The organism is Streptomyces sp. NPDC060027 (assembly GCF_042737005.1).
Classification (GTDB): Bacteria; Actinomycetota; Actinomycetes; order Streptomycetales; family Streptomycetaceae; genus Streptomyces.
The window spans coordinates 1-20,937 of sequence record NZ_JBHWVI010000002.1 but is presented as its reverse complement, the minus strand read 5'-3'; the positions used below and the strand labels follow the sequence as shown (position 1 = coordinate 20,937).

Below are 20,937 nucleotides of genomic sequence, written 5' to 3'. Positions count from 1 at the left end.
GGTGAGCGGTATCCGTCCGCTTTTGTCTGATGAGTTACGTACGGATCAGAAATGGTCAGTACTCGCGGGCTTGTCGGGACTACGGCGAAATCCGGCCATTGGTGTCCGGATACGGCCTTTCGGTCGCCACGTACAACATCCGCTCGTCCCGGGGCAGTACGAGCCTGTCGTCCGCCAGGTCGGCGGCGATCCGGAGCGCGCCGTCGAGCGGGTCGCCCGCGGCCGGCACCTGCCGGGCGTGCGGCAGCCGCTCGGCCAACTCCTCGCGCAGGGGTACGAGGAGCGGGTCGCCCATCTTGAACAGGCCCCCGGTGAGCGCGAGACGGGGTTCGCCGTCGACCGGGCAGGCCGCGGCGGCCGACTCGGCCAGGTGCCCCGCGGCGGCCCGCAGGATGTCCGCCGCCACAGGATCTCTCCCGGCGAGGGAGGCCACCTCCGGAGCGAAGGAGGCGAGCACGGCGGGCCGGTCGGTGCGCGGGTACAGCCGGCCCGGCAGCCCCGGCATCGGCCCGAACACCTCCTCCGCCCGCGCCAGCAGCGCCGCCGAGCCGCCCGGTCGGCCGTCGAACGCCCGCAGGGCCGCCTCCAGGCCCGCACGGCCGATCCACGCGCCGCCGCCGCAGTCGCCGAGCAGATGGCCCCACCCGTCGGCCCTGCGCCACGAAGCGAGGTCGGTACCGATCGCGATCAGGCCGGTGCCCGCGGCGATCACCGCGCCGGCCCGCGGACCGAGGGCGCCCGTGTACGCGGTCACCGCGTCGGCCGCCAGGGCGAGTCGCCGTACCGCGAGTTCACGCTCCAGCGCCGTCGGCAGCTCGGCCCGCAGTTCGTCACCGAGCGTGGCGAGACCGGCCGCGCCGATGGCGACGGCACCGAGCTGCTCGACGCCTGCCTCGGTCATCAACCGCCGCGCCATCGGCAGCAGTTGATCCAGCAGATGCCCGGCCGAGATCCCGCGCGGACCGGTACGGACCGGCTCCTTGGAGGTCAGGGGGTCACTCAGCGGCGTCGGGGGACCGGAGGGCGTCGAACCCTGTCGCACGGGGGAGCCGGCGTCGCTCGCCACCCGGTGCGCGGCGAGAGTCACGCGCAGTCCCGAACCTCCGGAGTCCACGCCCAGCACCGCGGACGGGCCCGAACCGCCCTGCCGCGTGCCGTGGACGCCGTCGCGGGTCACGGCAGGCGCCAGTCCACCGGCTCGGCTCCCTGCCTGGTCAGCAGGTCGTTGGCGCGGCTGAAGGGGCGTGAGCCGAAGAAGCCGCGGTCGGCCGACATGGGCGAGGGGTGCGAGGACTCCACCGAGGGCAGATCGCCGAGCAGGGGACGCAGATTGCGGGCGTCCCGGCCCCACAGGATCGACACCAGCGGCCGCCCGCGGGCGGCCAGCGCCCGTATCGCCTGTTCGGTGACTTCCTCCCAGCCCTTGCCACGATGGGCCCCGGGGTTGCGCGGAGCCGTGGTGAGCGCCCTGTTGAGCAACAGCACGCCCTGCTTCGTCCAGGGCGCGAGGTCGCCGTTGGACGGCTGGGCCACCCCGAGGTCGGTGTTGAGCTCACGGAAGATGTTGATCAGGCTGGGAGGCAGCGGACGCACGTCCGGGGCCACCGAGAACGACAGCCCCACCGCGTGTCCCGGGGTCGGATAGGGGTCCTGCCCGACGATGAGGACGCGCACCTCGTCGAAGGGCTGCTGGAAGGCCCGCAGGACATTCGCCCCGGCCGGTAGGTAGGTGCGTCCCGCGGTGATCTCCCCGCGCAGGAAGTCGCCCATCTGGGCGATGCGTCCGGCCACGGGGTCCAGGGCTTTCGCCCAGCCCGGTTCGACGATCTCATGCAACGGTCGTGGTGCCACGGGCGTCACCCTACTGCCGTACACGCGGCGGAGATCAAACCGGTGTCCGCCGCGCGACCGAGAATGACCGATTCCTCGTCGCATCGGACGTCCCGGCACAAGGCGCCTGCCGCGGTGGGCCGTTGGAACCCTCCGGCTCTCAGGCCACCACCGCCGCGCGGACGCACAGGACGTCCGGCAGGTGCGAGGCGAGCTGCTGCCAGCTGTCGCCGTCGTCCGCCGACGCGTACACTTCGCCGTTGCGATTGCCGAAGTACACGCCCGCCGGGTCCGCGTCGTCCGTGCACAGCGCGTCGCGCAGCACCGTGCCGTAGTGGTCCTCGGAGGGCAGTCCCGCCGTCAGCGCCTCCCAGTTCTTGCCGGCGTCCGCCGTACGGAAGACGCGGCACCGCCGGTCGGCCGGGACCCGGTCCGAATCCGCGGTGATCGGGAAGAGGTAGGCCGTGTCGCCGCGGTGCGGATGGGCCGCCGCCGCGAACCCGAACGTGGACGGCAGGCCCGCACCGATGTCGGTCCACTGCCCGCCCGCGTCGTCACTGCGGTACACACCCCAGTGGTTCTGCAGATAGAGCCGGTCCGGGTTGGCCGAGTCGCGCGCGACCTTGTGCACGCACTGCCCGAACTCCGGGTTCGGATCCGGCAGGAACACCGCGGAGACACCGGAGTTGGCGGGCTCCCAGCTCGCGCCGCCGTCGTCGGTGCGGAAGACGCCGGCCGTGGAGACGGCGACCGTCACGGCCCTCGGGTCGCGCTCGTCGGTGAGGATGGTGTGCAGCCCCTCACCGCCTCCGCCCGGGACCCATTTCGAGCGGGTGGGGTGCTCCCACAGGGGACGGACGAGCTCGAAGGACTCGCCCCGGTCCTCCGAGCGGTACAACGCGGCCGGTTCCGTCCCCGCGTACACCACGTCCGGTTCGGCGGCCGCCGGGTGCAACTGCCACACCCGCTCCAGCGAGGCGCCCGTGTCCTTGGGGAATTTGACGGCGGGCCGCGCCGGTTCGGTCCACGTCAGGCCCAGGTCGTCGGAGTGGAAGACGGACGGGCCCCAGTGCGCGCTGTCCCCGCCGACCAGCAGCCGCGGCCGGTCGCCCCGGGTGTCGATCGCGGCCGAGTACACGGCCTGGGCGTTGAAGTAGGGATGGTCGTCGAACTCCCAGGCGCCACCGCGCCGTCGCCCGATGAACAGGCCCTTGCGGGTGCCTACGGTGAGTAGTACGTCGGCCATGGCAGGCCACCTCCGCGACGTCGTTGTCTGCGATACGGGCCAGTCTGCACCCCGGCACTGACAGTCACCTCCGGGACACGCGTCTCCGCAGGTCGGACGGGTCGCGTCGGTCGGCGGCAGGGGTTCGCGGTGCCCGGCGCCGGGCGGGCCGCGCGGCCCTGTGGCCCCTGGGCCGGACGAGCCGACGGGCACGGCGTGAGCATCGCGGGGAGCGGGCGCGTAAGGGAGGGGGATGTGGCGTGTCCGTGCGGTGGTGAGGAGGATGCCCGATGGCGGCATTCCGTGGTCCGAAGGTCTGGCTGTGGCGGTGGCGGCGCAACCCGCTGCGGCGGCGCAGCGATGCCCTGGAGGCCTGGATCATGCTCACGGCCTGGGCGTTCACCGTGCTCGGCGGAGCGGTCACGGGCCTGGCGGCGGCCCAGGCCGTGGAGCACGGCCTCGCGCTGGATCGTGTGCGGTGGCACGCCGTTCCCGCCCGGCTGGCCGAGGACGCGCCGGACATGAGCGAGACCGAGTCCGGCGCCCGCGTCGTGTGGGCGAAGGTCCGCTGGACCGCGCCGGACGGCACCCACCGCTCGGGCCAGGTACGGGTCTACGCGGGCACCCAGGCGGGCACCCCGGTCACCGTGTGGACCGACCCCGAGGGCCGCCTGGTCACCAGACCCACCACCGCAGCCGAGGCCCGGGTGCGGGCCTCCCTGGTCGGCGTCCTGATGGGTGTGGGCGCGGCCGGCGTCCCCTTCGCCGTCGGGCGGCTCCTCCGTGGCCGCCTGGAACGGCTGCGCATGGAGCAGTGGGACGAGGAGTGGGAGCGGGTCGGACCCCTGTGGGGGCGTATGACGAGCTGAGCGGGCGGTTCAGGACGTGGCGTCCACGGCCGCACGGCAGTCGCTCAGGAGCCGTTCGTCCTGCAGGACGTCGTCGCTGCCGTGGCCGCCGGAACGGGCACGGTGCCGCCGAGGCGAGGCGAGTTCCGTGCGGACCAGATCATGGACGGGTGCGCCGGCGGCGCCCATCCGGACGAGACACGCGGTGACGATGCCCCGGACGTACGGGTTCTGGCGCCAGGCGGCACGGAACACCGGCAGGACGGGTTGCGGATCACCGGAGATGTCCCACACGGCGCACGCGGCGGCCGTCCGCTCCCACACCTCGGCGGAAGCGGCCAGGTCACGCAGTCCGGGGAGCGCGGGTGCGGCGAACGCCCCCATGCGGCCGAGGGCCTCGGCCGCCACCCGGGGACCACCGGTGTCCCGCTCCGAGCCCAGCGCCCGCAACAACGGGGGCAGGACCGCCTCCGCGTCCGCCTCCACGGACCAGAGCGCGTCGGCCGCCGCCGCGGCGCTCTCGCCGGCCAGCAACTCCCGCAGCGCCGGTATCGCCTCACGCGCTCCCGCCCCGAACGCGCCGAGCGCCCGGGCCAGTGACTTCACCAGCGCGTCCCGGAGCCGCAGTTCGCGCGGTGTGCCGTGCAGCAGCCGCAGCACCTCCGGCAGGGCGGCGGCGTACCGCAGTGTGCCGAGCCCGTACAGCAGGGGCGCGGCCCGGCTGTACGTCTCGGGGCTGTCGAGGGGAACCTCGCCCAGCCGCTCCCGCAGCAGCGGGGCCAGGGGCGCCGCGGCCGGGCCCAGATGGCCGATCGTGTACCCGGTCTCGTTGGGCACCACCGGGTGGCGCAGGACCTCCGCGAGGGCCGGGACCGCCCGCGGGTCGCCGGACCTGGCCAGGGCCTTGAGGGGACGGCCCAGCGTCGCCGTACCGCACCCCCAGGAATCCGGGTCCGACTCCACGAGAGCGGCGAGCCGGTCGGCCGCCGGGGCCGCGAGGGTGAAGAGGAACTCCAGGACGGACACCGCGGCGTAGCGCAACTGCTCCTCGTCCGAACCGAGTTGCTCACCGATCAACGCGACCGGCTCCTCGTACGCGGCACGCCACTCGCGGAACAGTCCCGCCGACATCCACACGGCGTTGCACCGGTCGGCCGTGTCCCGGCTGCTCAACTGTCCCTCGATCAGGGCGATCCGGTCCGCGGTGCGGGCGCCCAGCGCCTTGTGGAGCGTCCGGAGCAGTTGCGCGCCCTCCTCGTCGGCGGGGCGCATGCGGCGCAGTCGGCCGATGAGGGTGTCGGTGGACGTCCGTGTGGGCTCGACGGACCGCCGGAAGCGCTGCGACCTGGTGTGGAGCAGGGCGATGACAGTGGGCACGAGGTCGGCGGGCAGGCGATCGGGGGCGCACGAGGCGAGCTGTCCCAGTGCCGCGAGCCGCAGCCCCGGTTCGTGCGGGGTGGCGCACAGCGACACCAGGCGGTCCACCGCCGGGGCCGCGGACTCGCCGTGCAGCCGGGCGAACAGCCCGAGGCTCTCGACCAGTGCCAGCCGAACGCTGTCCTCCGTCTCGTCCGCCAGTCGCTCCCTCAACAGGGCCAGCACGCGCGGCGGTTCGTCGTGGAAGCGGACGAGCGCCGACGGCACGGCGCGGCGCACCTCCGCGTCACCGTCCGCGACGAGGTCCAGGAAGACCCTGGCACCCGCGCGGATCGCGGCGCGCGCCATCGCGTGGTTGTCGTCCTCGTGGTCCTCGGCGGCCTCGCCCGGTACGACGTCGTCCTCGCCGTGCTCCCCGAAACCGTCCCCGGAGTCCGCTCCTCCGATGCTCGCGAGCAACTCCACGATCCCTCCCCGGTCGGGGAGTTCACCCTGCGTGGCGAGGGAGAAGAGGAAGGGGATGGACGCCAGTGTCGAGTCGTACACATCGCCCTGGTGGTGCACGGCCCCGTACATCCCGTCGAGCGCGGTCTCCCGCTCCTGGGGGCGCGGCGAGGCGAGTCCCCGCAGCAGCACCGGCACGTCCGCGGCATTTCCGTAGGCATGCTCCATCGAGGCCCAGTCGACCTCGTCGATCCCCCTGAACACGGTGTCCTCCCCAGGCGTGCGGCCATTGATCGTGAGTGTGCACCACAGCACTGACAGTGACGCCCGGCGGCGGCCGCGTCGATGGCGACAACCCAGCCAACTACGGCGCGAACGGCCGCTTTACGACGGTCGGAGGGGGTGACGCGGCCGAGATGGCCCGGCGGGGGGAGGGGGATTCCCGGAAACAGCGGGTGCCCGCCGCCGCGGCCGACGACGGCAGCACCAGGCCCCTCTCACACCGATGAGGCGCTGCCACCCGGAGGCCGGCGGAGCAGGTGCAGACAGACGACCGAGGCAACGACGGTCCGCCGTTCCGAGGCGTCCAGGCGGGGATTCATTTCGACTACGTACCGCTGCAGTCCGAGCCACGTGTCGACGGTGCTCACCGTGACCCGGCCGAGTGTCTCGGGCGCCGGGTTCCGTCTCGGATCGGTCTCCGTGAGGAGCCATTCGACGGACAGGTGACCCCACCGTGTGAGGAGGAGTTGGCGCCCCTGTTCCGTCTGAAGGGTCAGCCGTAGGGTCTTCATGATTCCACGGGCAGCGGCGGTGCCGACCTCAAGGTCCGCGCTGTCGGTGAAGTGGAACCGCACCGGTCCGAACTCGCCGAACCGGGAACGCCGCTTGATACGGACGATGCACTCGCCGGACGCTTTCGCGAGGACGGAGTGCTTGTCGTCGGTGTGCGTGAACTGGGCGAGCAGGGTCCCCTCCACGGTGGACACGGCCAGGTCGGGACCCATGTAGCTGCGCCATCGTGAACGCTCCGGTTGCCCCACCACGACGGCTTCCAGTTCGAACAGACCGGGTTCCGCCATCGGTCTACCTTCCCCCGCCACGGCTCCCCCTCGACCGAGTGGGTCCACTGTGCCGGAGAACCTGCCCGCCTCCCACCCCTCGGGCGGTAATCGACGCCACGTCAAGTGGCCCGAGGTCGCCACGACGCGTCTCGGTCGTGTTCCGCCACCTTCACACAACCCTTTGTACGCCTCGTGAGTCACAGCCCCGGAAGCCCTTTCCCTCTTGTTTCCCCTTTCGACTACGGGAGTTGCCCGTGCGTGTACATACCCTGGCCGCCACCGCCGCCGTAGCGGCCCTCACCGCCACCGGTCTGACCCTGCCGCTCGCCGGGAGCGCCGCGGCCGCGACGACTCCGCGGTTCGACTTCAACGGAGACGGATACGCGGACATCGCGGTCGGCATGCCCAACGCCACGGTGGACGGCAAGGCCAAGGCCGGTTATGTCAGCGTGATCTATGGCGGCCCGCAGAGCCCGTACCAGTCCACCGGCGTCATCAGCCAGGCCGAGGCCGGCATACCCGGCACGCCCGAGGCGGGTGACCGCTTCGGGTCCTCCGTGGCACCCGTCGACGTGAACGGCGACGGTGTCTTCGAGCTGGTCGTCGGCGCGAGCGGCGAGTCACTCACCTCCGATCAGCTCAAGGACGAGGGCACCATCACCGTCCTGGACGGCTCGGAGTGGAACGTCAAGGGCACCACCGTGGCCAGGGGCACGTCCGAGTACAGCAGCATCGGCCGCACCATCGCCACGGGCGACTACGACGGCGACGGCGACACCGACCTCGCGTACGGCGAGAACGGCGAGGAGCACGGCGCGCTCCGGTTCCGCCCGGGCCCTCTCACCGCCGACCCGGTGACCACCACCACCCTGCGCCGCTACAGCATGGGCGGCGCCACCCGCGACCTGGCCACCGGCGACTTCGACGGCGACGGCCGGGACGACCTCGCCGCCACCTGGCAGGGCATCGAGGACTCCAGCACCTTCATCACGCGCTGGGACGACCGGGCCGAGCCGGCCCAGTGGTACGCCGACGTCGACCGGGGCAGCTCGCTCGCCGCCGCCGACTTCGACCGGGACGGCACGGACGACCTCGTGGTCGGCCTCGTACAGCCCAACCCCGAGTCGGAGACCACGCATTGCGAGGACCGGCTCGGCGGTGCGGTGCTCCTGCTCAAGGGCTCGAAGACCGCGAGCTTCGGCACCGAGAGCGAGTGCATCACCCAGTCGAACCCGGGGGTCGGCGGCACCGCCGAGGAGGGCGACGACTTCGGCGCCGCGCTGGCCGCGGGCGACCTGAACGGCGACAGCCGTCCGGAACTGGTGGTCGGCGTGCCCGGCGAGGACGTGGGCACCGTCAAGGACGCGGGCGGGTACGTCACCCTGAACGGCACGGAGCACGGCCTCCACGGCGGTCTGGCCCGCAGCCAGAGCACCACGAACATGCCCGGCACGGCCGAGGCCGACGACCGCTTCGGCGCCCGGGTGGCCGTCGGCGACTACAACCGCGACGGACTGTGGGACACCGCGGTGAGCGCGCCCGGGGAGAACGCCGGCGAGCCCAGGTCGGGTGGCGTCTGGTTCGTGCCGAGCAGCACCGAGGAGACGTACCCGCCGGGCAAGTCGCTGACCCCGTTCGGCTTCGCGCTGCCCTACGGAGCCATCAAGTACGGCGAGGTGCTGGGGCTTTAGACGCCGCTTCCTCTGGCGTGATCGTTCGTTGAACCCGTGCACGACCGGCCTGGTGCGGTGCTTCGTGCCGGACGAGTCGCGGGTGCTGTTCCGGCGGGTGGCGGACGGTCTCGCTGGGGATTTCCGGCGAACGTGCACGACAGCCTCGGCCTTGAACCGCTCGTGCGGGACATGCCGTCCGGGCCCGTCGTGACGCGGATCACGGGTGTGCCACCGACCGGACGTGTGGCTGATTCCGTACCTCTCCATGGCGTTCGAACCCCGGATGCGAGGATGAGGGCCGTCATGACTGCTGGGTGGTGTACTCGCACGGTGCGGGCCGCGATGTTCGCGGCCGTCTGTGTAGTGCTCGCAGCACTCGGCCACCTGATGATGTCCGGCTCTCCGGTGGCCTGGTGGGCGCTGGCCTGCGCGGGAGCGGCCATGGCCGGCGCGGGCTGGTGTCTGGCCGGCCGCGAGCGTGGACTACCGCTCATCGTGTCCGTGGTGGTGCTCGCTCAGGGTGTGCTCCACACGGCGTTCTCGATCGCGCAGTCGCTCACCGCGGACGCCCAGGCGGACATGGGCTCGGCTGCCGGACCGGGCCGGTCCGGCACGGACGTCATGGATGCCATGCACGGCATGCACGGCATGAGTGGCATGTCGACGGGCGCCATGGGGCACGACATGGGCTCCCTTCCTATGGGCCCTGTGCACATGGCTTCCATGGACATGGGCTCTGTGGACATGGGCTCGATGGGTGCCATGGATATGGGGTACATAGGGTCCGGCGCCCTGGCCCATCTGCTTCCTATGGGGCATGAGGCGGGCTCCCCTTCCTCGGTCGGCATGCTCGCCGCCCATGTGCTCGCGGCGCTGCTGTGCGGCTTCTGGCTCGCGTACGGCGAGCGCGCCGTGTTCCGTACGCTGCGGGCGCTGGCCGGCCGACTGGCCGCGCCTCTACGACTGTTGCTGGCCCTGCCGACGCCGCCGCACCGGCCGAGGGTCCGCGCGCGCCGAGCCTCCTCGGACCGCGCTCCGCGCCGTCTCCTTCTCGTTCACGCGATCACTTCGCGGGGTCCGCCCGTGGGGACCACTGTCGCCTGAGACAGCCGGTTCCCCGGAGCGCCTCCCGCGCGCTCCGGGCATCGGCCGTACCTCTCGTACGGCCGTACCCCCACCACCGGACCCTTGGCCTCGCGCCGGTCCGGATCACGGATGACCCGAGAAGGACACCTGGTGATCACTCCTGTCCTGCCTGTTTCGCGCCGTGGAGGCGAGAAGCAGGACGAAGGCAACAGAGCGCTTTCGGCCGACGACTCGATAACCGCCTGGGCGCTGGCCGCCCGGGCCGGTGACCCGGCGGCCGTCGACCACTTCGTCCGAGCGCTGCACCGCGATGTCGTGCGCTTCGTCGCCCACCTGTCCGCCGATCCGCAGGCCGCCGACGACCTCGCCCAGGACACGTTCCTGCGGGCGCTCGGCAGTCTGCACCGGTTCGAGGGGCGTTCCTCGGCCCGGGCCTGGCTGCTGTCCATCGCCCGCCGCGCGGTGATCGACAGCCTTCGGCACGCCGCCGCCCGGCCGCGGTCGAGCGACGCCGCGGACTGGCAGAGCGCGGTGGAACGCGCGCAGCCGCGAGGCCTGCCCGGCTTCGACGACGGCATCGCGCTGCTCGACCTGCTGGCCGCGCTCCCCGACGACCGGCGCGAGGCGTTCGTCCTCACCCAGATGATGGGACTGCCCTACGCCGAGGCCGCGTTGGTCAGCGACTGTCCGGTCGGAACGGTCCGCTCCCGCGTGGCGCGTGCCCGATCGGCCCTCATCGCGCTGCTCGCCGAGGCGGAGGTCGAGGCCGCGGTGGAGGTCGTGGCCGAGGTCGAGGCGACGACCACGCGGGCCGCCGCCTGACACGCGAAGGGCCGGTGTCCGCCGCGATCGACGGACACCGGCCCTTCGGGGCATCCCGACGCGCCGGAAATCGACGGGAGTTCACCCCGCCTTCCGGCGCGGGCGGGAGACCGGGGTCCGCCTCGGTCACCGGCTGCCGGAACCCCGACCCGGCACCTTCGTGGGTGGGATGCCTAGACGGACCGGTGGTACTGCTCCGGCACGCGGACCTCGGCCCCGAGCTCGCGCGCCGCGAGGCGGGCGAAGGACGGGTTGCGCAGCAGCTCGCGTCCCAGCAGCACCGCGTCGGCCTCGCCGTTGGCGATGATCTTCTCGGCCTGCTCCGCCTCGGTGATGAGACCGACGGCGGCGACGGGCAGCGACGTCTCCCTCTTCACCCGGGTGGCGAACGGGACCTGATAGCCCGGCCCGACAGGGATGTGCCGGCCACCCGGGACGTTGCCGCCCGTGGAGACATCGAGCAGGTCCACGCCGTGCTCGTGCAGTTGGGCCGCGAAGCGGACGGTGTCGTCGGCGCTCCAGCCCGCGTTCTCCAGCCAGTCCGTGGCGGATATGCGGAAGAAGAGCGGCTTGTCGTCCGGCCAGACCTCCCTCACGGCGTCGACGACTTCGAGGGCGAACCGCGTGCGGTTCTCGTACGAGCCGCCGTAGGCGTCGGTGCGGTGGTTGGAGTGCGGGGAGAGGAACTCGTTGATGAGGTAGCCGTGCGCGCCGTGGATCTCGACGATCTCGAAACCGGCGGCCAGTGCGCGACGGGCCGCGTCCGCGAACTGCCCCACGATCTCCTGGATGCCGGCGACCGTCAGCTCGTCGGGGACGGGGTGCGTGTCGTCGAAGGCGAGCGCACTCGGGGCGACGGCCTGCCAGCCGTACGCGTCCGGGCCGACGGGTCCGCCGCCCCGCCAAGGGCGGTCGGTCGAGGACTTGCGTCCACCGTGCCCGAGCTGGACGGCCGGCACCGTGCCGTGCGCGGTGAGGAAACGCGTGATGCGGCGGAACGCCTCGACCTGGGTATCGTTCCAGATGCCGAGGTCGTACGGGGAGATCCGGCCCTCGGGGGAGACGGCGGTCGCCTCGACGATGATCAGTCCCGTTCCGCCGGTGGCGCGGGCCGCGTAGTGGGCGAAGTGCCAGTCGTGCGGGGCGCCTTCCGAGGGTCCTTCGGGCGCCGCCGAGTACTGGCACATCGGGGGCATCCACACCCGGTTGGGGATGGTGACATCGCGCAGGACGTAGGGCTCGAAGAGCGCGCTCACGGCCGACTCCATTCGTCGCGGGACCGGGGTACTCTCGTACGATAAGCATCGTAGTACGGTGAGTGTCAAACTACGACAGGTCTCGTACAATGCAGACGTCGGGTGAAGTCCCCGGACGAAGACGAAGGTCCCCGGAGAAGTGGAGCCGCCGTGACGACCCCCGCGACCAGTGGCCGTGATCTGCCGCACCCGGTGCGCGAGGAGATCCGGCTGGAGTCGGTGCTGCACGCGCTGTCCGATCCGATGCGCCTCCAGATCGTGCGCGAGCTGGCCGCCCGTGGCGTCGAGCTCTCCTGCTCGGACTTCGTCCTGCCGGTCACCAAGTCCACGACGACGCACCACTTCCGGGTGCTCCGTGAGAGCGGGGTGATCCGGCAGGTCTACCGCGGCACGGCGAAGCTGAACGGTCTGCGCACGGACGACCTCGACGCGCTGTTCCCCGGCCTCCTCGACCGTGTCCTGGAGGCGGCCACCCGGCAGGCCGGGCGCCCCACGCCGTGACGCTCCACGACACATGACGCTCCACGGCACGTGACGGGCCACGACAGTCGACGGAAGGTCCCGGGCGGTCGAGGGAGAGTGCGTGCAGACCGGTGGGGCGGCCGCTGGGGCCGACGGAACCGGCGTACGCGAAGTGCTGCTGCCTTGTGAGGATCCTGCCCGTCGATGGCGGGCGGCAGGGGCAAAGGGGAACACCCACCCCTTGCCACTCTCAACTTATAGCGCACCAGGGGGCTTGCGGCAAGGCCCGGGTGATGCCGCACAATCACTCGCCGAGGCCACAACCTGCGGAAACGGGAGATTCACCAAGTGCGTGTGCTGTTGTCGGTTCACAGGTCGTGCAGTGATGGCGCACCGGTAGGGGGAATGGCGCTGCGGTCGCCGGCATCGGGCGGCGGGCCGCGGGTGGGCGCGGCGCCTGCCGTCGCGGGCACGACCCCGGATCGGAGCCTGTGACATGAACCCCTTGACCACCAGTGCGTTCCGCCTTCCCGAACATCTCGATCCCAAGGCCGACCCTGCGCTGATCGGTGGTGACGAGCGGCACTTCGCGGCCGTCGCGGAGAGCCTCGAGCAGGCGATCGCCGAACTGTCCGATCGTCTCGACGCCGAACGCAGGGCGCCCGGCGGCCTCGGCCGTGAGGCTATGGAGCGGGACGCGGAGATCCACCGGCTGACCGGACGTCTGCGCGCCTTGCGCCGCTTCGGCCTCGACCTGTGCCTGGGGCACATCGTCGGCGCGGACGACCCCGAGCCCATGTACATCGGACGACTCGGCCTCACCGACAGCGACGGCCGCAGACTGCTGACCGACTGGCGCTCTCCCGCGGCTGAACCGTTCTTCGCCGCGACCCACGCCGACCCGATGGGCCTGGCGAGCCGCCGCAGGTATCGCTGGACCCGTGGCCGGATCAGCGACTACTGGGACGAGGTGTTCACCGCCGACGGGCTGGAACGGCACGCGGCGCTCGACGACCAGTCCGCCTTCATCGCCAGCCTGGGCAGCAACCGGTCGGCCCGGATGCGCGACGTGCTCGCCACCATCCAGTCCGACCAGGACGCCATCATCCGGGCGGGATCCCGTGGTGCCCTCGTCGTCGACGGCGGTCCCGGCACGGGCAAGACGGTCGTCGCCCTGCACCGCTCCGCCTACCTCCTCTACTCCGACCCCCGCCTCGGCCACCGTCGGGGCGGCGTGCTGTTCGTCGGTCCGCACCAGCCCTACCTGGCCTACGTCGCCGATGTCCTCCCCAGCCTCGGAGAGGAAGGCGTGCAGACCTGCACCGTGCGGGATCTCGTCGCCGAGGGAGCCGGAGCGACGGTCGAACCCGATCCGGACGTGGCCCGCCTGAAGTCGTCGGTGAACATGGTGAACGCGATCGAGAAAGCCGTCAGGTTCTACGAGGATCCGCCCGCCCAGGGGATGACCGTCACGACTCCTTGGTCCGACGTCCGGCTGAGCGCCGCCGACTGGGCCGAGGCGTTCGAAGCGGCGGAGCCGGGCATCCCGCACAACGAAGCGCGCGACCTGATCTGGGAGGCGCTGGTCACGATCCTGATGGACAAGCACGACGGTGACGTCCCGCCCGACCTGTTCCGCAGGTCGCTGCTGCACGACCGTGAGCTGGTCGGGACCCTCGACCGCGCGTGGCCGCTTCTCGAGGCGACCGACGTCGTGGGAGACCTGTGGTCGGTACCCGCCTACCTGCGGATGTGCGCTCCCTGGCTGGGCCCCGACGACGTGCGCAGGCTTCAGCGTCCGGACGCCCAGGCCTGGACGGTGTCCGACCTGCCGATCCTGGACGCGGCACGGCAGCGGCTCGGCGACCCGGAGGCGGCGCTGCGCACACGCCGGCACGCGGCCTCCGTCGCCGCCGAACGCGAGCGCATGGCCGGCGTCATCGACAACGTGCTCGCCGCCGACGACGACGGTGAGGGCGCCGTGACGATGCTGCGCGGCCAGGACTTGCAGGACACCCTGATCGACGAGGCCGGACTGCCCGTCACCGAACCGGACCTGCTCGCGGGTCCGTTCGCCCATGTCGTCGTCGACGAGGCGCAGGAACTGACCGACGCGGAGTGGCAGATGCTGCTGCTGCGCTGCCCGTCCCGGAGCTTCACCATCGTCGGGGACCGCGCCCAGGCCAGGCACGGCTTCACCGAGTCGTGGCAGGAACGGCTCGGGCGGATCGGGCTCGACCGGATCGACGTGGCCTCCCTGACCATCAACTACCGGACGCCGGAAGAGGTCATGGCGGAGGCCGAGTCGGTCATCCGGGCCGCGCTCCCGGACGCCAACGTGCCGACCTCCGTGCGCAGCGCGGGCCTCCCCGTCGTCCACGGATCGGTCGCGGAGCTGGACTCGATCCTCGACGACTGGCTCCTCAATCATGCCGAGGGGATCGCCTGCGTCATCGGCGATCCCACGTTCCGGGCGACGCCCCGGGTCCGGTCGCTGACCCCGGAGCTGTCGAAGGGGCTCGAGTTCGACCTGGTCGTCCTCGTCGACCCGGAGGAGTTCGGCGAGGGTGTCGAAGGAGCGGTCGACCGCTATGTCGCGATGACCCGGGCGACCCGGCAACTCGTCGTCCTCACGAGCTCCTGACGTCGACCGGGAGACCGATCGACGGGACGCGGCCGACGGGCGTCGGCCTAGGCGCCGGACGGGGCGGCCTCGGGTTCGACGCCGGCCTCGGGCGAACTCGCCCTGCTGGGCAGGTGATTGAACAGAAGGTTCAAGGCGATCGCCGTCAGACACCCGGCGCTGATCCCGCTGTTCATCACCGTCTGGAACCAGTCCGGGAACTTGCCGTAGACCCCCGGCACCCCGACCGGCAGCAGGCCGATCGCGACAGAAACGGCCACCACCGTCAGATTGTCGTTGCCCTTGAAATCCACCTCGGCGAGCGTGCGCAGACCGCTCGCGGCGACCGTTCCGAACATCACCAGACCAGCGCCGCCGAGCACGGGCGCGGGTATCGCCGCGACCACGGCACCCAGCTTCGGCAGCAGACCGAGCACGACGAGCATGCCGCCCGCGGCGGCGACCACCCAGCGGCTGCGCACCCGGGTCATGCCGACGAGGCCCACGTTCTGCGCGAACGCGGTGTACGGGAAGGTGTTGAAGACGCCGCCGAGGACCGTGGACAGGCCGTCGGCGCGCAGACCGTCCGCGAGGGTCCGCGGTTCGACCGGCCGGTCGGTCATCTCGCCGACCGCGATGAAGTCACCGGTCGTCTCGGTCATGGTCACCAGGGCCACGACCAGCATCGAGACGATCGCGGAGACGTGGAACGAGGGCGCTCCGAAGTGGAACGGCGTGCTGATCCCGACCCAGTCGGCGTCCCCGACCCCGCCGAAGTCCGTGAATCCGAACGGCACCGCGACCGCGAGACCCGCGGCGATGCCGATGAGCACCGCGACGCGGCTCAGGAAGGCCGGTGCGAACCGCTGTACGCCGATCACCACGGCCAGGACGAAACCGGCGAGCGCCAGGTTCTTCGGCTCCCCGAAGTCCTTCGAGCCGACACCTCCCGCGGCCCAGTTGCCGGCCACCGGCAGCAGCGACACACCGATGATCAGGATGACCGTGCCCGTGACCAGCGGCGGGAAGAAGCGCAGCAGCCTTCCGAAGACCGGGGCGAGCAGGACGATCGCGAGGCCCGCGACGATCACCGACCCGTAGATCGCGGGCAGTCCGCCGTCCGTCGTACCGACGAGCACCATGGGGGAGACGGCGGCGAAGGTGCACCCCTGCATGATCGGCAGTCGTACGCCGAAGCGCCAGAAGCCCACGCACTGGATCAGCGTCGCGATTCCGCACACGAGCAGGTCCGCGGTGATCAGGTAGGCCAGATCGGCGGGGGAGAGTTTCATCGCGCCGCCCACGATGAGCGGAACGGCCACCGCGCCCGCGTACATCGCGAGCACATGCTGAAGTCCGAAGGCGGCCAGCCGGCTCACGGGTGGAACCTCGTCGACGGGATGCACGGGAGCGGTGGTTGCCATGGGCACTCCAGAGGGCTGCGGGAGACGGAAAGGTCCGCACGACGCGAGTTCGCCCGGACAGCACGAGACCGTAGAGGGCTTAAACAGTTTGTTGATTTCCGGTCTGTTGCCGATATGTGTCATGCCCACGGAACTGCCACGGACTCCGCTGCGACCCCGCGCGACGCGCCGGACACCGGCCGCGCCACGACAGCTCTGCGTCGACCGGATGCCCGCCCCGCAGTGCCTCCGCAGTGCCTCCGCAGTGCCCGCGCAGTGCCCGCGCAGTGCCCGCGCCGGGCTCACCAGGGCCTCGCCGCGACCCCGTCAGGCCTCGGCAGGCCTTGGCCGGGCCTGCCTCAGGCTCCCGCCGTCCCTGCCGCCGTCCACAGTGCGTCCCAGTCGGGAAGCTTGACCACGCGGCGGCCCAGCTCGGCTCCGAGTTCCGCCTCGGCCCGCTCGATCGCCTGCCACCCGGCCCATTCGACCGGCCGTACCCCCTCGGCCCGCAGCGCCGCGAGCGGATCCTCGGCGACCTCTCGTCGTACGAGCGCGGGGGCGTCCTCCAGCAGGGAGGTCACCGTCTCCTTGGCGCACGGGCGGTTGGTTCCGATGACCCCGGTCGGGCCGCGTTTGATCCAGCCCGCCACGTACTCACCCGGCGCCACCGCGCCGTCCCGCAGGACCCGTCCCGCCAGCTGTGGCACCGTGCCGCGGCCGGGGTCGAACGGCAGCCCCTCCAGCGGCACCCCGCGATAGCCCACCGAACGCAGCACCAACTGGGCCTCGATGTCCTCGAATCGGCCGGTCCCCGTCACCCCGCCCGCTCCGTCAGGCACCGTCCGCTCGAAACGCACCGCGCCCACGCGGCCGCCGTCGGCGAGGAGTTCGACGGGGCGCAGGAAGAAGCGCGGGCGGATCAGGCGCGGGCGGTCCAGCGGCGCGGCCGCCGCCCATCCCCGGAGCACCTCCACGTTGCGGCGCTGCGCGGCGGGCAGTCCCGACGGATCGAGGTAAGCCGGATCGAGAGCCAACTCCGCCTCGTCCACGCTGATGTCGGCCCCCGGCAGGGAGCCCAGCTCGCGCAGTTCCTTGGTGGTGAAGCGGGCCTGCGACGGTCCGCGCCGTCCGACCATGCTGATCTCGGCGACCTCGCTCGCGGCCAGCGCGTCGAGCGCCGCCTGCGGCATGTCGGTGGGGCTCAGCTCGGGTGCGCCGCGGGCCAGGATCCGGGTCACGTCGACGGCGACGTTCCCGATGCCGATGACCACGGCCGAGCGCGCGCCGCGCACGAATCCGTCGGCCACCGAGTCGGGATGCGCGCTGTACCAGGACACGAACTCGGTCGCCGACCAGCTGCCGGGCAGGTCCTCACCGGGCACGCCGAGATGACGGTCGGTGGCGGCGCCCACGCAGTACACGACCGCGTGGTACAGCTCCCGCAGTCGCGCCACCGGCACTCCGCCCGGGCCCACCTGGACACCGCCGAGGAACCGCACCCGCTCGTCCTCCAGGACGGTCCGCAGATTGTTCTGGAGCGACTTGATCTTCTCGTGGTCGGGTGCCACGCCGTAGCGCACCAGGCCGTACGGGCAGGGCAACCGGTCCAGGACGTCGACCCGGACGTCGGGCGGTCCGCTCCGCTGGACAAGACCCTGCGCGCTGTAGACCCCACTGGGCCCCGAGCCGACGACGGCGACATGCAGCACTGCGGAACTCCTTACCCGAGGGATCAGGAAGATCGCTGACAGGACATCGCTGGTGCTTCCAGGATCGCACCACCGGTGCTCCGCTGACAGGGTGCGGCGCGTGGTGTCTGCGCGCGTGTCCGTTCGTATGGAATGTGATGATGCGGTTACGTTCCGTTTGTGCTGGAAGCATCGTTTCTCAATCTGTCCGACCGCTGCCGCACGGACGGCGCGGTGTCCGTGCGGCCGGCCTGGGAGGTACGGGAGTCCGGGGCCGGGGCCACGTCCTGGTTCGACGTCCGGCTGGCCTTCACCGACGGTGCCCGGGTCGACCTGCTCGCCGTGCTGTCGGAGGCGGGCCTGTCGATCGAGGACGTACGCGCCGAGCCACCCCTCTCGCTGGACGACCTCGCGGCGGTCGCGGACTGGATCGAGGAGCCGCTGTTCGAAGCGTGCGGGAGTGGCCCCGGCCCCGATCAGGAGCGCGAGAGTCAGGCGCGTCGTGCCCGGCCCGCCTGGCCGCGCGGGGTCGAGGGCCGTCTGCTGGTCGCGCGGGAGTACCGGGCGGCGCAGGAGGACGGCGTGGACCCGGTGCTCGCCGTCATGGGCGCCACCGGCCACAGTCGCCGCAAGTCGCTGAGGCTGATCGCGGGGGCGCGCGACGCCGGGTTCCTGACACCCCGGCACGCCCGCCGCTGACTGCAGTCGACGGGCGAGCCCCTCAGGCCATCTCGCGCATCCTGGTGATCTCGCTCGTCTGCTGTGCGATCACGTCGTCGGCCATCTCCTCGATCTGGATGTTGTTGCCCTGGGCCTTCACCTCGGTGGCCATGGTGATCGCCCCGTCGTGATGGGTGATCATCAGCTTGAGGAAGAGCCGGTCGAAGGTCTTCCCCTTCGCCGCCCGTAACTCCTTGAGCTGGGCCTTCGTCGCCATCCCGGGCATGGCGGCGTGCTCGTGCCCCTGGGCGGTACCGGCGTCGTCGTGCGCCTCGAGCCAGCTCTTCATGGTGGTGATCTCCGGCCCCTGCGCGGCCGCGATCCGTGCGGCGATCCGCTTCACAGCGCCCGACTTCGCCCGGTCCGGGGCCAGTTCGGTCATCTTCAGGGCCTGGGTGTGATGGGCGATCATCATCCGCGCGTAGGCGAGGTCCGCCGCGTTGGGGGAGTCGTCGTCCGCACGCCGCTCGGCCGCGTCCTTGGCGGAGAGAGTTTCGGCCGCTTCTCCGGGCCTGCCGGGCGCGATCACCGAAGGTCCGCCGGTCTCGGCGGACTCGGTCCCGGAACCGGAGTCGCAGCCTGCCAGCGCGAGCACGGCGGCGGCCAGCGACGCCGTGACCAGGGACGTACGGGACGTATGACCAGCTAGCACAGCGGCCTCCTGCGGCACACGAATCGGCGGACATCTCACGGGTGTTGATAACCGTCCTGGCACCTGCCCGAACGTGACTGATCAAAAAACGTTCGTTGCGGCTACGTTGCCATCTGTTGATCTGCCCATGGTGCGGACGATACTTCAGGGGTCCGTGAACCGTTCAACTGCGAACGGCTACAAGGGAGAACACAGTGACCCTGTTGAACAGCCCCCGAACGCGGCACAGACGACTGGGAGTTGCCGTAGCCGCGGCCGGACTTCTGGCCGCGCTGTTATCGGCCGGCCCGGCCGCCGCCACCCCCGACCCCGGGGACGGGCCCACCGCGCAGCAGCAGATCTCCAAGAGCGACGAGGCCGAGGCGAGGGCGGCGATCGCGAGCGGCGAGATACCCGGGACGGACGAGATCGTCCACTCCGACAACATCGAGCATCTCGCCAACGTCCCCAAGGAGGCCTTCACCGGCCTCAATTCGGACCTGGCCTTCCAGGGCCGGTACGCGTTCGCCGGCAACTACGACGGCTTCCGCATCTTCGACATCAGCCACCCGAAGGCTCCGAAGACGGTCGCGCAGGTCCTCTGCCCGGGCTCGCAGAACGACATCTCCGTCTCCGGCGACCTGCTCTTCGTGTCGACCGACTCCTCGCGCAGCGACAACTCCTGCGCCAGCACCTCGCAACCCGCGACGGAGAAGTCGTCGTGGGAGGGCATGAAGATCTTCGACATCAGCGACAAGGCGAACCCGAAGTACGTCGCCGCCGTCGAGACGTCCTGCGGCTCACACACCCACTCGCTGGTACCCGAGCGCAAGAACGTCTACATCTACGTCTCCTCGTACTCGCCGAGCGCCACCTTCCCCGACTGCCAGCCCCCGCACGACGGCATCTCGGTCATCAAGGTCCCGCGCAAGGCCCCCGAGAAGGCGGCCGTGGTGGGCTTCCCCGTGCTCTTCCCGGGCGAGGGCCCCGACGGCGGCGGCAACCCGGGCGGGCCCACCAACCCGGGTGTCTCCAAGACCACCGGCTGCCACGACATCACGGTCCTGCCGTCGAAGGACCTGGCCGCGGGCGCCTGCATGGGCGACGGCATCCTGTTCTCCATCAAGGACCCGGAGAACCCGAAGGTGATCGACCAGGTCGAGGACAACGTGAACTTCGCGTTCTGGCACTCGGCGACCTTCAACCAGAAGGCCGACAAGGTCGTGTTCACCGATGAGCTGGGCGGCGGCGGCGCGGCCACCTGCAACGCGGCGATCGGTCCGAACCGCGGCGCCGACGGCATCTACGACATCGTCGGCAGGGGCGACCACCGCAAGCTCGTCTTCAAGAGCTACTACAAGATCCCCCGCCACCAGGCCGACACCGAGAACTGCGTGGCCCACAACGGCTCGCTGATCCCCGTCAGGGGCAAGGACCTCATGGTCCAGGCCTGGTACCAGGGCGGCGTCTCGGTCTGGGACTTCACCGACTCCGCGAATCCCGAGGAGATCGCTTACTTCGAGCGCGGCCCGCTGTCCACCGACACCCTTCAGGTCGGCGGATCCTGGTCGGCGTACTACTACAACGGCTACATCTACTCGAACGACATCGCCAAGGGCTTCGACGTCCTGAAGCTCAGCGACCGGCGCACGGATCCGGCCAAGAAGGTCCACCTGCGTGAGCTCAACGTCCAGACGCAGCCGGACTACTCCGACTGACCGTCCGGCGGCCCCGGTTCGGTCGCGAAGAAGCGGGACAGATCCGTCTCGCGGGTGCCGCCGGACG

17 protein-coding genes are annotated in these 20,937 nt (G+C 71.4%); 8 read left to right on the top strand and 9 right to left on the bottom strand.

Annotation, left to right across the window (positions count from 1 at the left end):
• Nucleotides 1–79: 79 nt before the first annotated feature.
• The 3 genes from ACFWBT_RS00770 to ACFWBT_RS00760 form a co-directional block, all read right to left on the bottom strand.
• The gene (locus ACFWBT_RS00770) at nucleotides 80–1,177 is read right to left on the bottom strand and encodes an N-acetylglucosamine kinase (protein ID WP_385694121.1); all 1,098 of its coding nucleotides are present in this window, start codon (nucleotides 1,175–1,177) and stop codon (nucleotides 80–82) included.
• A complete protein-coding gene (locus ACFWBT_RS00765) occupies nucleotides 1,174–1,851 on the bottom strand; it encodes a uracil-DNA glycosylase (protein ID WP_385694119.1) in 678 nt (225 codons plus the stop codon). Before ACFWBT_RS00765 ends, ACFWBT_RS00770 begins: the two co-directional genes overlap by 4 nt.
• Before the next feature lie 139 nt (nucleotides 1,852–1,990).
• Nucleotides 1,991–3,076 carry a WD40/YVTN/BNR-like repeat-containing protein gene (locus ACFWBT_RS00760; protein WP_385694118.1) on the bottom strand — a complete coding sequence of 362 codons (1,086 nt, stop codon included), beginning with the start codon at nucleotides 3,074–3,076 and terminating at the stop codon, nucleotides 1,991–1,993.
• A 269-nt stretch (nucleotides 3,077–3,345) separates the two neighbouring features.
• On the opposite strand from ACFWBT_RS00760, the gene ACFWBT_RS00755 reads away from it, so the two are divergent.
• Nucleotides 3,346–3,924 (top strand): hypothetical protein, encoded by a 579-nt coding sequence (locus tag ACFWBT_RS00755; protein ID WP_385694116.1) that lies wholly within the window; start codon nucleotides 3,346–3,348, stop codon nucleotides 3,922–3,924.
• Between the two features lie 9 nt (nucleotides 3,925–3,933).
• On the opposite strand, the gene ACFWBT_RS00750 is transcribed toward ACFWBT_RS00755, so the two are convergent.
• Both ACFWBT_RS00750 and ACFWBT_RS00745 read right to left on the bottom strand, forming a co-directional pair.
• Nucleotides 3,934–5,988, bottom strand: coding sequence for a HEAT repeat domain-containing protein (locus ACFWBT_RS00750; RefSeq protein ID WP_385694115.1), 2,055 nt, complete (start codon nucleotides 5,986–5,988; stop codon nucleotides 3,934–3,936).
• 233 nt (nucleotides 5,989–6,221) lie between these two features.
• A complete protein-coding gene (locus ACFWBT_RS00745) occupies nucleotides 6,222–6,806 on the bottom strand; it encodes a hypothetical protein (RefSeq protein ID WP_385694112.1) in 585 nt (194 codons plus the stop codon).
• A 236-nt stretch (nucleotides 6,807–7,042) separates the two neighbouring features.
• Between ACFWBT_RS00745 and ACFWBT_RS00740 the strand changes: the two genes are divergently transcribed.
• The 3 genes from ACFWBT_RS00740 to ACFWBT_RS00730 all read left to right on the top strand — a co-directional run bounded on the left by ACFWBT_RS00740 (nucleotide 7,043) and on the right by ACFWBT_RS00730 (nucleotide 10,369).
• A complete protein-coding gene (locus ACFWBT_RS00740) occupies nucleotides 7,043–8,479 on the top strand; it encodes an FG-GAP repeat protein (protein WP_385694110.1) in 1,437 nt (478 codons plus the stop codon).
• A gap of 285 nt (nucleotides 8,480–8,764) precedes the next feature.
• The gene (locus ACFWBT_RS00735) at nucleotides 8,765–9,565 is read left to right on the top strand and encodes a hypothetical protein (RefSeq protein WP_385694107.1); all 801 of its coding nucleotides are present in this window, start codon (nucleotides 8,765–8,767) and stop codon (nucleotides 9,563–9,565) included.
• Between the two features lie 132 nt (nucleotides 9,566–9,697).
• The gene (locus ACFWBT_RS00730) at nucleotides 9,698–10,369 is read left to right on the top strand and encodes a sigma-70 family RNA polymerase sigma factor (protein ID WP_385694105.1); all 672 of its coding nucleotides are present in this window, start codon (nucleotides 9,698–9,700) and stop codon (nucleotides 10,367–10,369) included.
• 173 nt (nucleotides 10,370–10,542) lie between these two features.
• On the opposite strand, the gene ACFWBT_RS00725 is transcribed toward ACFWBT_RS00730, so the two are convergent.
• Nucleotides 10,543–11,625, bottom strand: a complete 1,083-nt coding sequence (locus tag ACFWBT_RS00725; protein WP_385694102.1) for an NADH:flavin oxidoreductase/NADH oxidase — start codon at nucleotides 11,623–11,625, stop codon at nucleotides 10,543–10,545.
• A gap of 150 nt (nucleotides 11,626–11,775) precedes the next feature.
• On the opposite strand from ACFWBT_RS00725, the gene ACFWBT_RS00720 reads away from it, so the two are divergent.
• The gene (locus ACFWBT_RS00720) at nucleotides 11,776–12,126 is read left to right on the top strand and encodes an ArsR/SmtB family transcription factor (protein WP_385694099.1); all 351 of its coding nucleotides are present in this window, start codon (nucleotides 11,776–11,778) and stop codon (nucleotides 12,124–12,126) included.
• Between the two features lie 457 nt (nucleotides 12,127–12,583).
• Nucleotides 12,584–14,731, top strand: coding sequence for an RNA polymerase recycling motor ATPase HelR (gene helR, locus ACFWBT_RS00715; RefSeq protein ID WP_385694097.1), 2,148 nt, complete (start codon nucleotides 12,584–12,586; stop codon nucleotides 14,729–14,731).
• A gap of 47 nt (nucleotides 14,732–14,778) precedes the next feature.
• Here the strand turns inward: helR and ACFWBT_RS00710 are convergent, their stop codons facing one another.
• Both ACFWBT_RS00710 and ACFWBT_RS00705 read right to left on the bottom strand, forming a co-directional pair.
• The gene (locus ACFWBT_RS00710; RefSeq protein WP_385694096.1) at nucleotides 14,779–16,134 is read right to left on the bottom strand and encodes a nucleobase:cation symporter-2 family protein; all 1,356 of its coding nucleotides are present in this window, start codon (nucleotides 16,132–16,134) and stop codon (nucleotides 14,779–14,781) included.
• A 338-nt stretch (nucleotides 16,135–16,472) separates the two neighbouring features.
• Nucleotides 16,473–17,822 (bottom strand): FAD-dependent oxidoreductase, encoded by a 1,350-nt coding sequence (locus ACFWBT_RS00705; protein ID WP_385694094.1) that lies wholly within the window; start codon nucleotides 17,820–17,822, stop codon nucleotides 16,473–16,475.
• 213 nt (nucleotides 17,823–18,035) lie between these two features.
• On the opposite strand from ACFWBT_RS00705, the gene ACFWBT_RS00700 reads away from it, so the two are divergent.
• Complete coding sequence (locus tag ACFWBT_RS00700) at nucleotides 18,036–18,500, top strand: DUF6214 family protein (RefSeq protein WP_385694322.1); 465 nt, start codon at nucleotides 18,036–18,038, stop codon at nucleotides 18,498–18,500.
• A 22-nt stretch (nucleotides 18,501–18,522) separates the two neighbouring features.
• Here the strand turns inward: ACFWBT_RS00700 and ACFWBT_RS00695 are convergent, their stop codons facing one another.
• A complete protein-coding gene (locus tag ACFWBT_RS00695; protein WP_385694093.1) occupies nucleotides 18,523–19,173 on the bottom strand; it encodes a DUF305 domain-containing protein in 651 nt (216 codons plus the stop codon).
• 194 nt (nucleotides 19,174–19,367) lie between these two features.
• Here ACFWBT_RS00695 and ACFWBT_RS00690 point away from each other — a divergent pair, with 194 nt between their 5' ends.
• The gene (locus ACFWBT_RS00690) at nucleotides 19,368–20,870 is read left to right on the top strand and encodes an LVIVD repeat-containing protein (protein WP_385694091.1); all 1,503 of its coding nucleotides are present in this window, start codon (nucleotides 19,368–19,370) and stop codon (nucleotides 20,868–20,870) included.
• The last annotated feature ends 67 nt before the right edge of the window (nucleotides 20,871–20,937 follow it).

Bases quoted from the DNA above. Each gene is read 5' to 3' on its own strand.
- helR (WP_385694097.1), top strand. From the start codon at position 12,584: ATGAACCCCTTGACCACCAGTGCGTTCCGCCTTCCCGAACATCTCGAT.
- ACFWBT_RS00745 (WP_385694112.1), bottom strand. From the start codon at position 6,806: ATGGCGGAACCCGGTCTGTTCGAACTGGAAGCCGTCGTGGTGGGGCAA.
- ACFWBT_RS00710 (WP_385694096.1), bottom strand. From the start codon at position 16,134: ATGGCAACCACCGCTCCCGTGCATCCCGTCGACGAGGTTCCACCCGTG.
- ACFWBT_RS00760 (WP_385694118.1), bottom strand. From the start codon at position 3,076: ATGGCCGACGTACTACTCACCGTAGGCACCCGCAAGGGCCTGTTCATC.
- ACFWBT_RS00755 (WP_385694116.1), top strand. From the start codon at position 3,346: ATGGCGGCATTCCGTGGTCCGAAGGTCTGGCTGTGGCGGTGGCGGCGC.
- ACFWBT_RS00735 (WP_385694107.1), top strand. From the start codon at position 8,765: ATGACTGCTGGGTGGTGTACTCGCACGGTGCGGGCCGCGATGTTCGCG.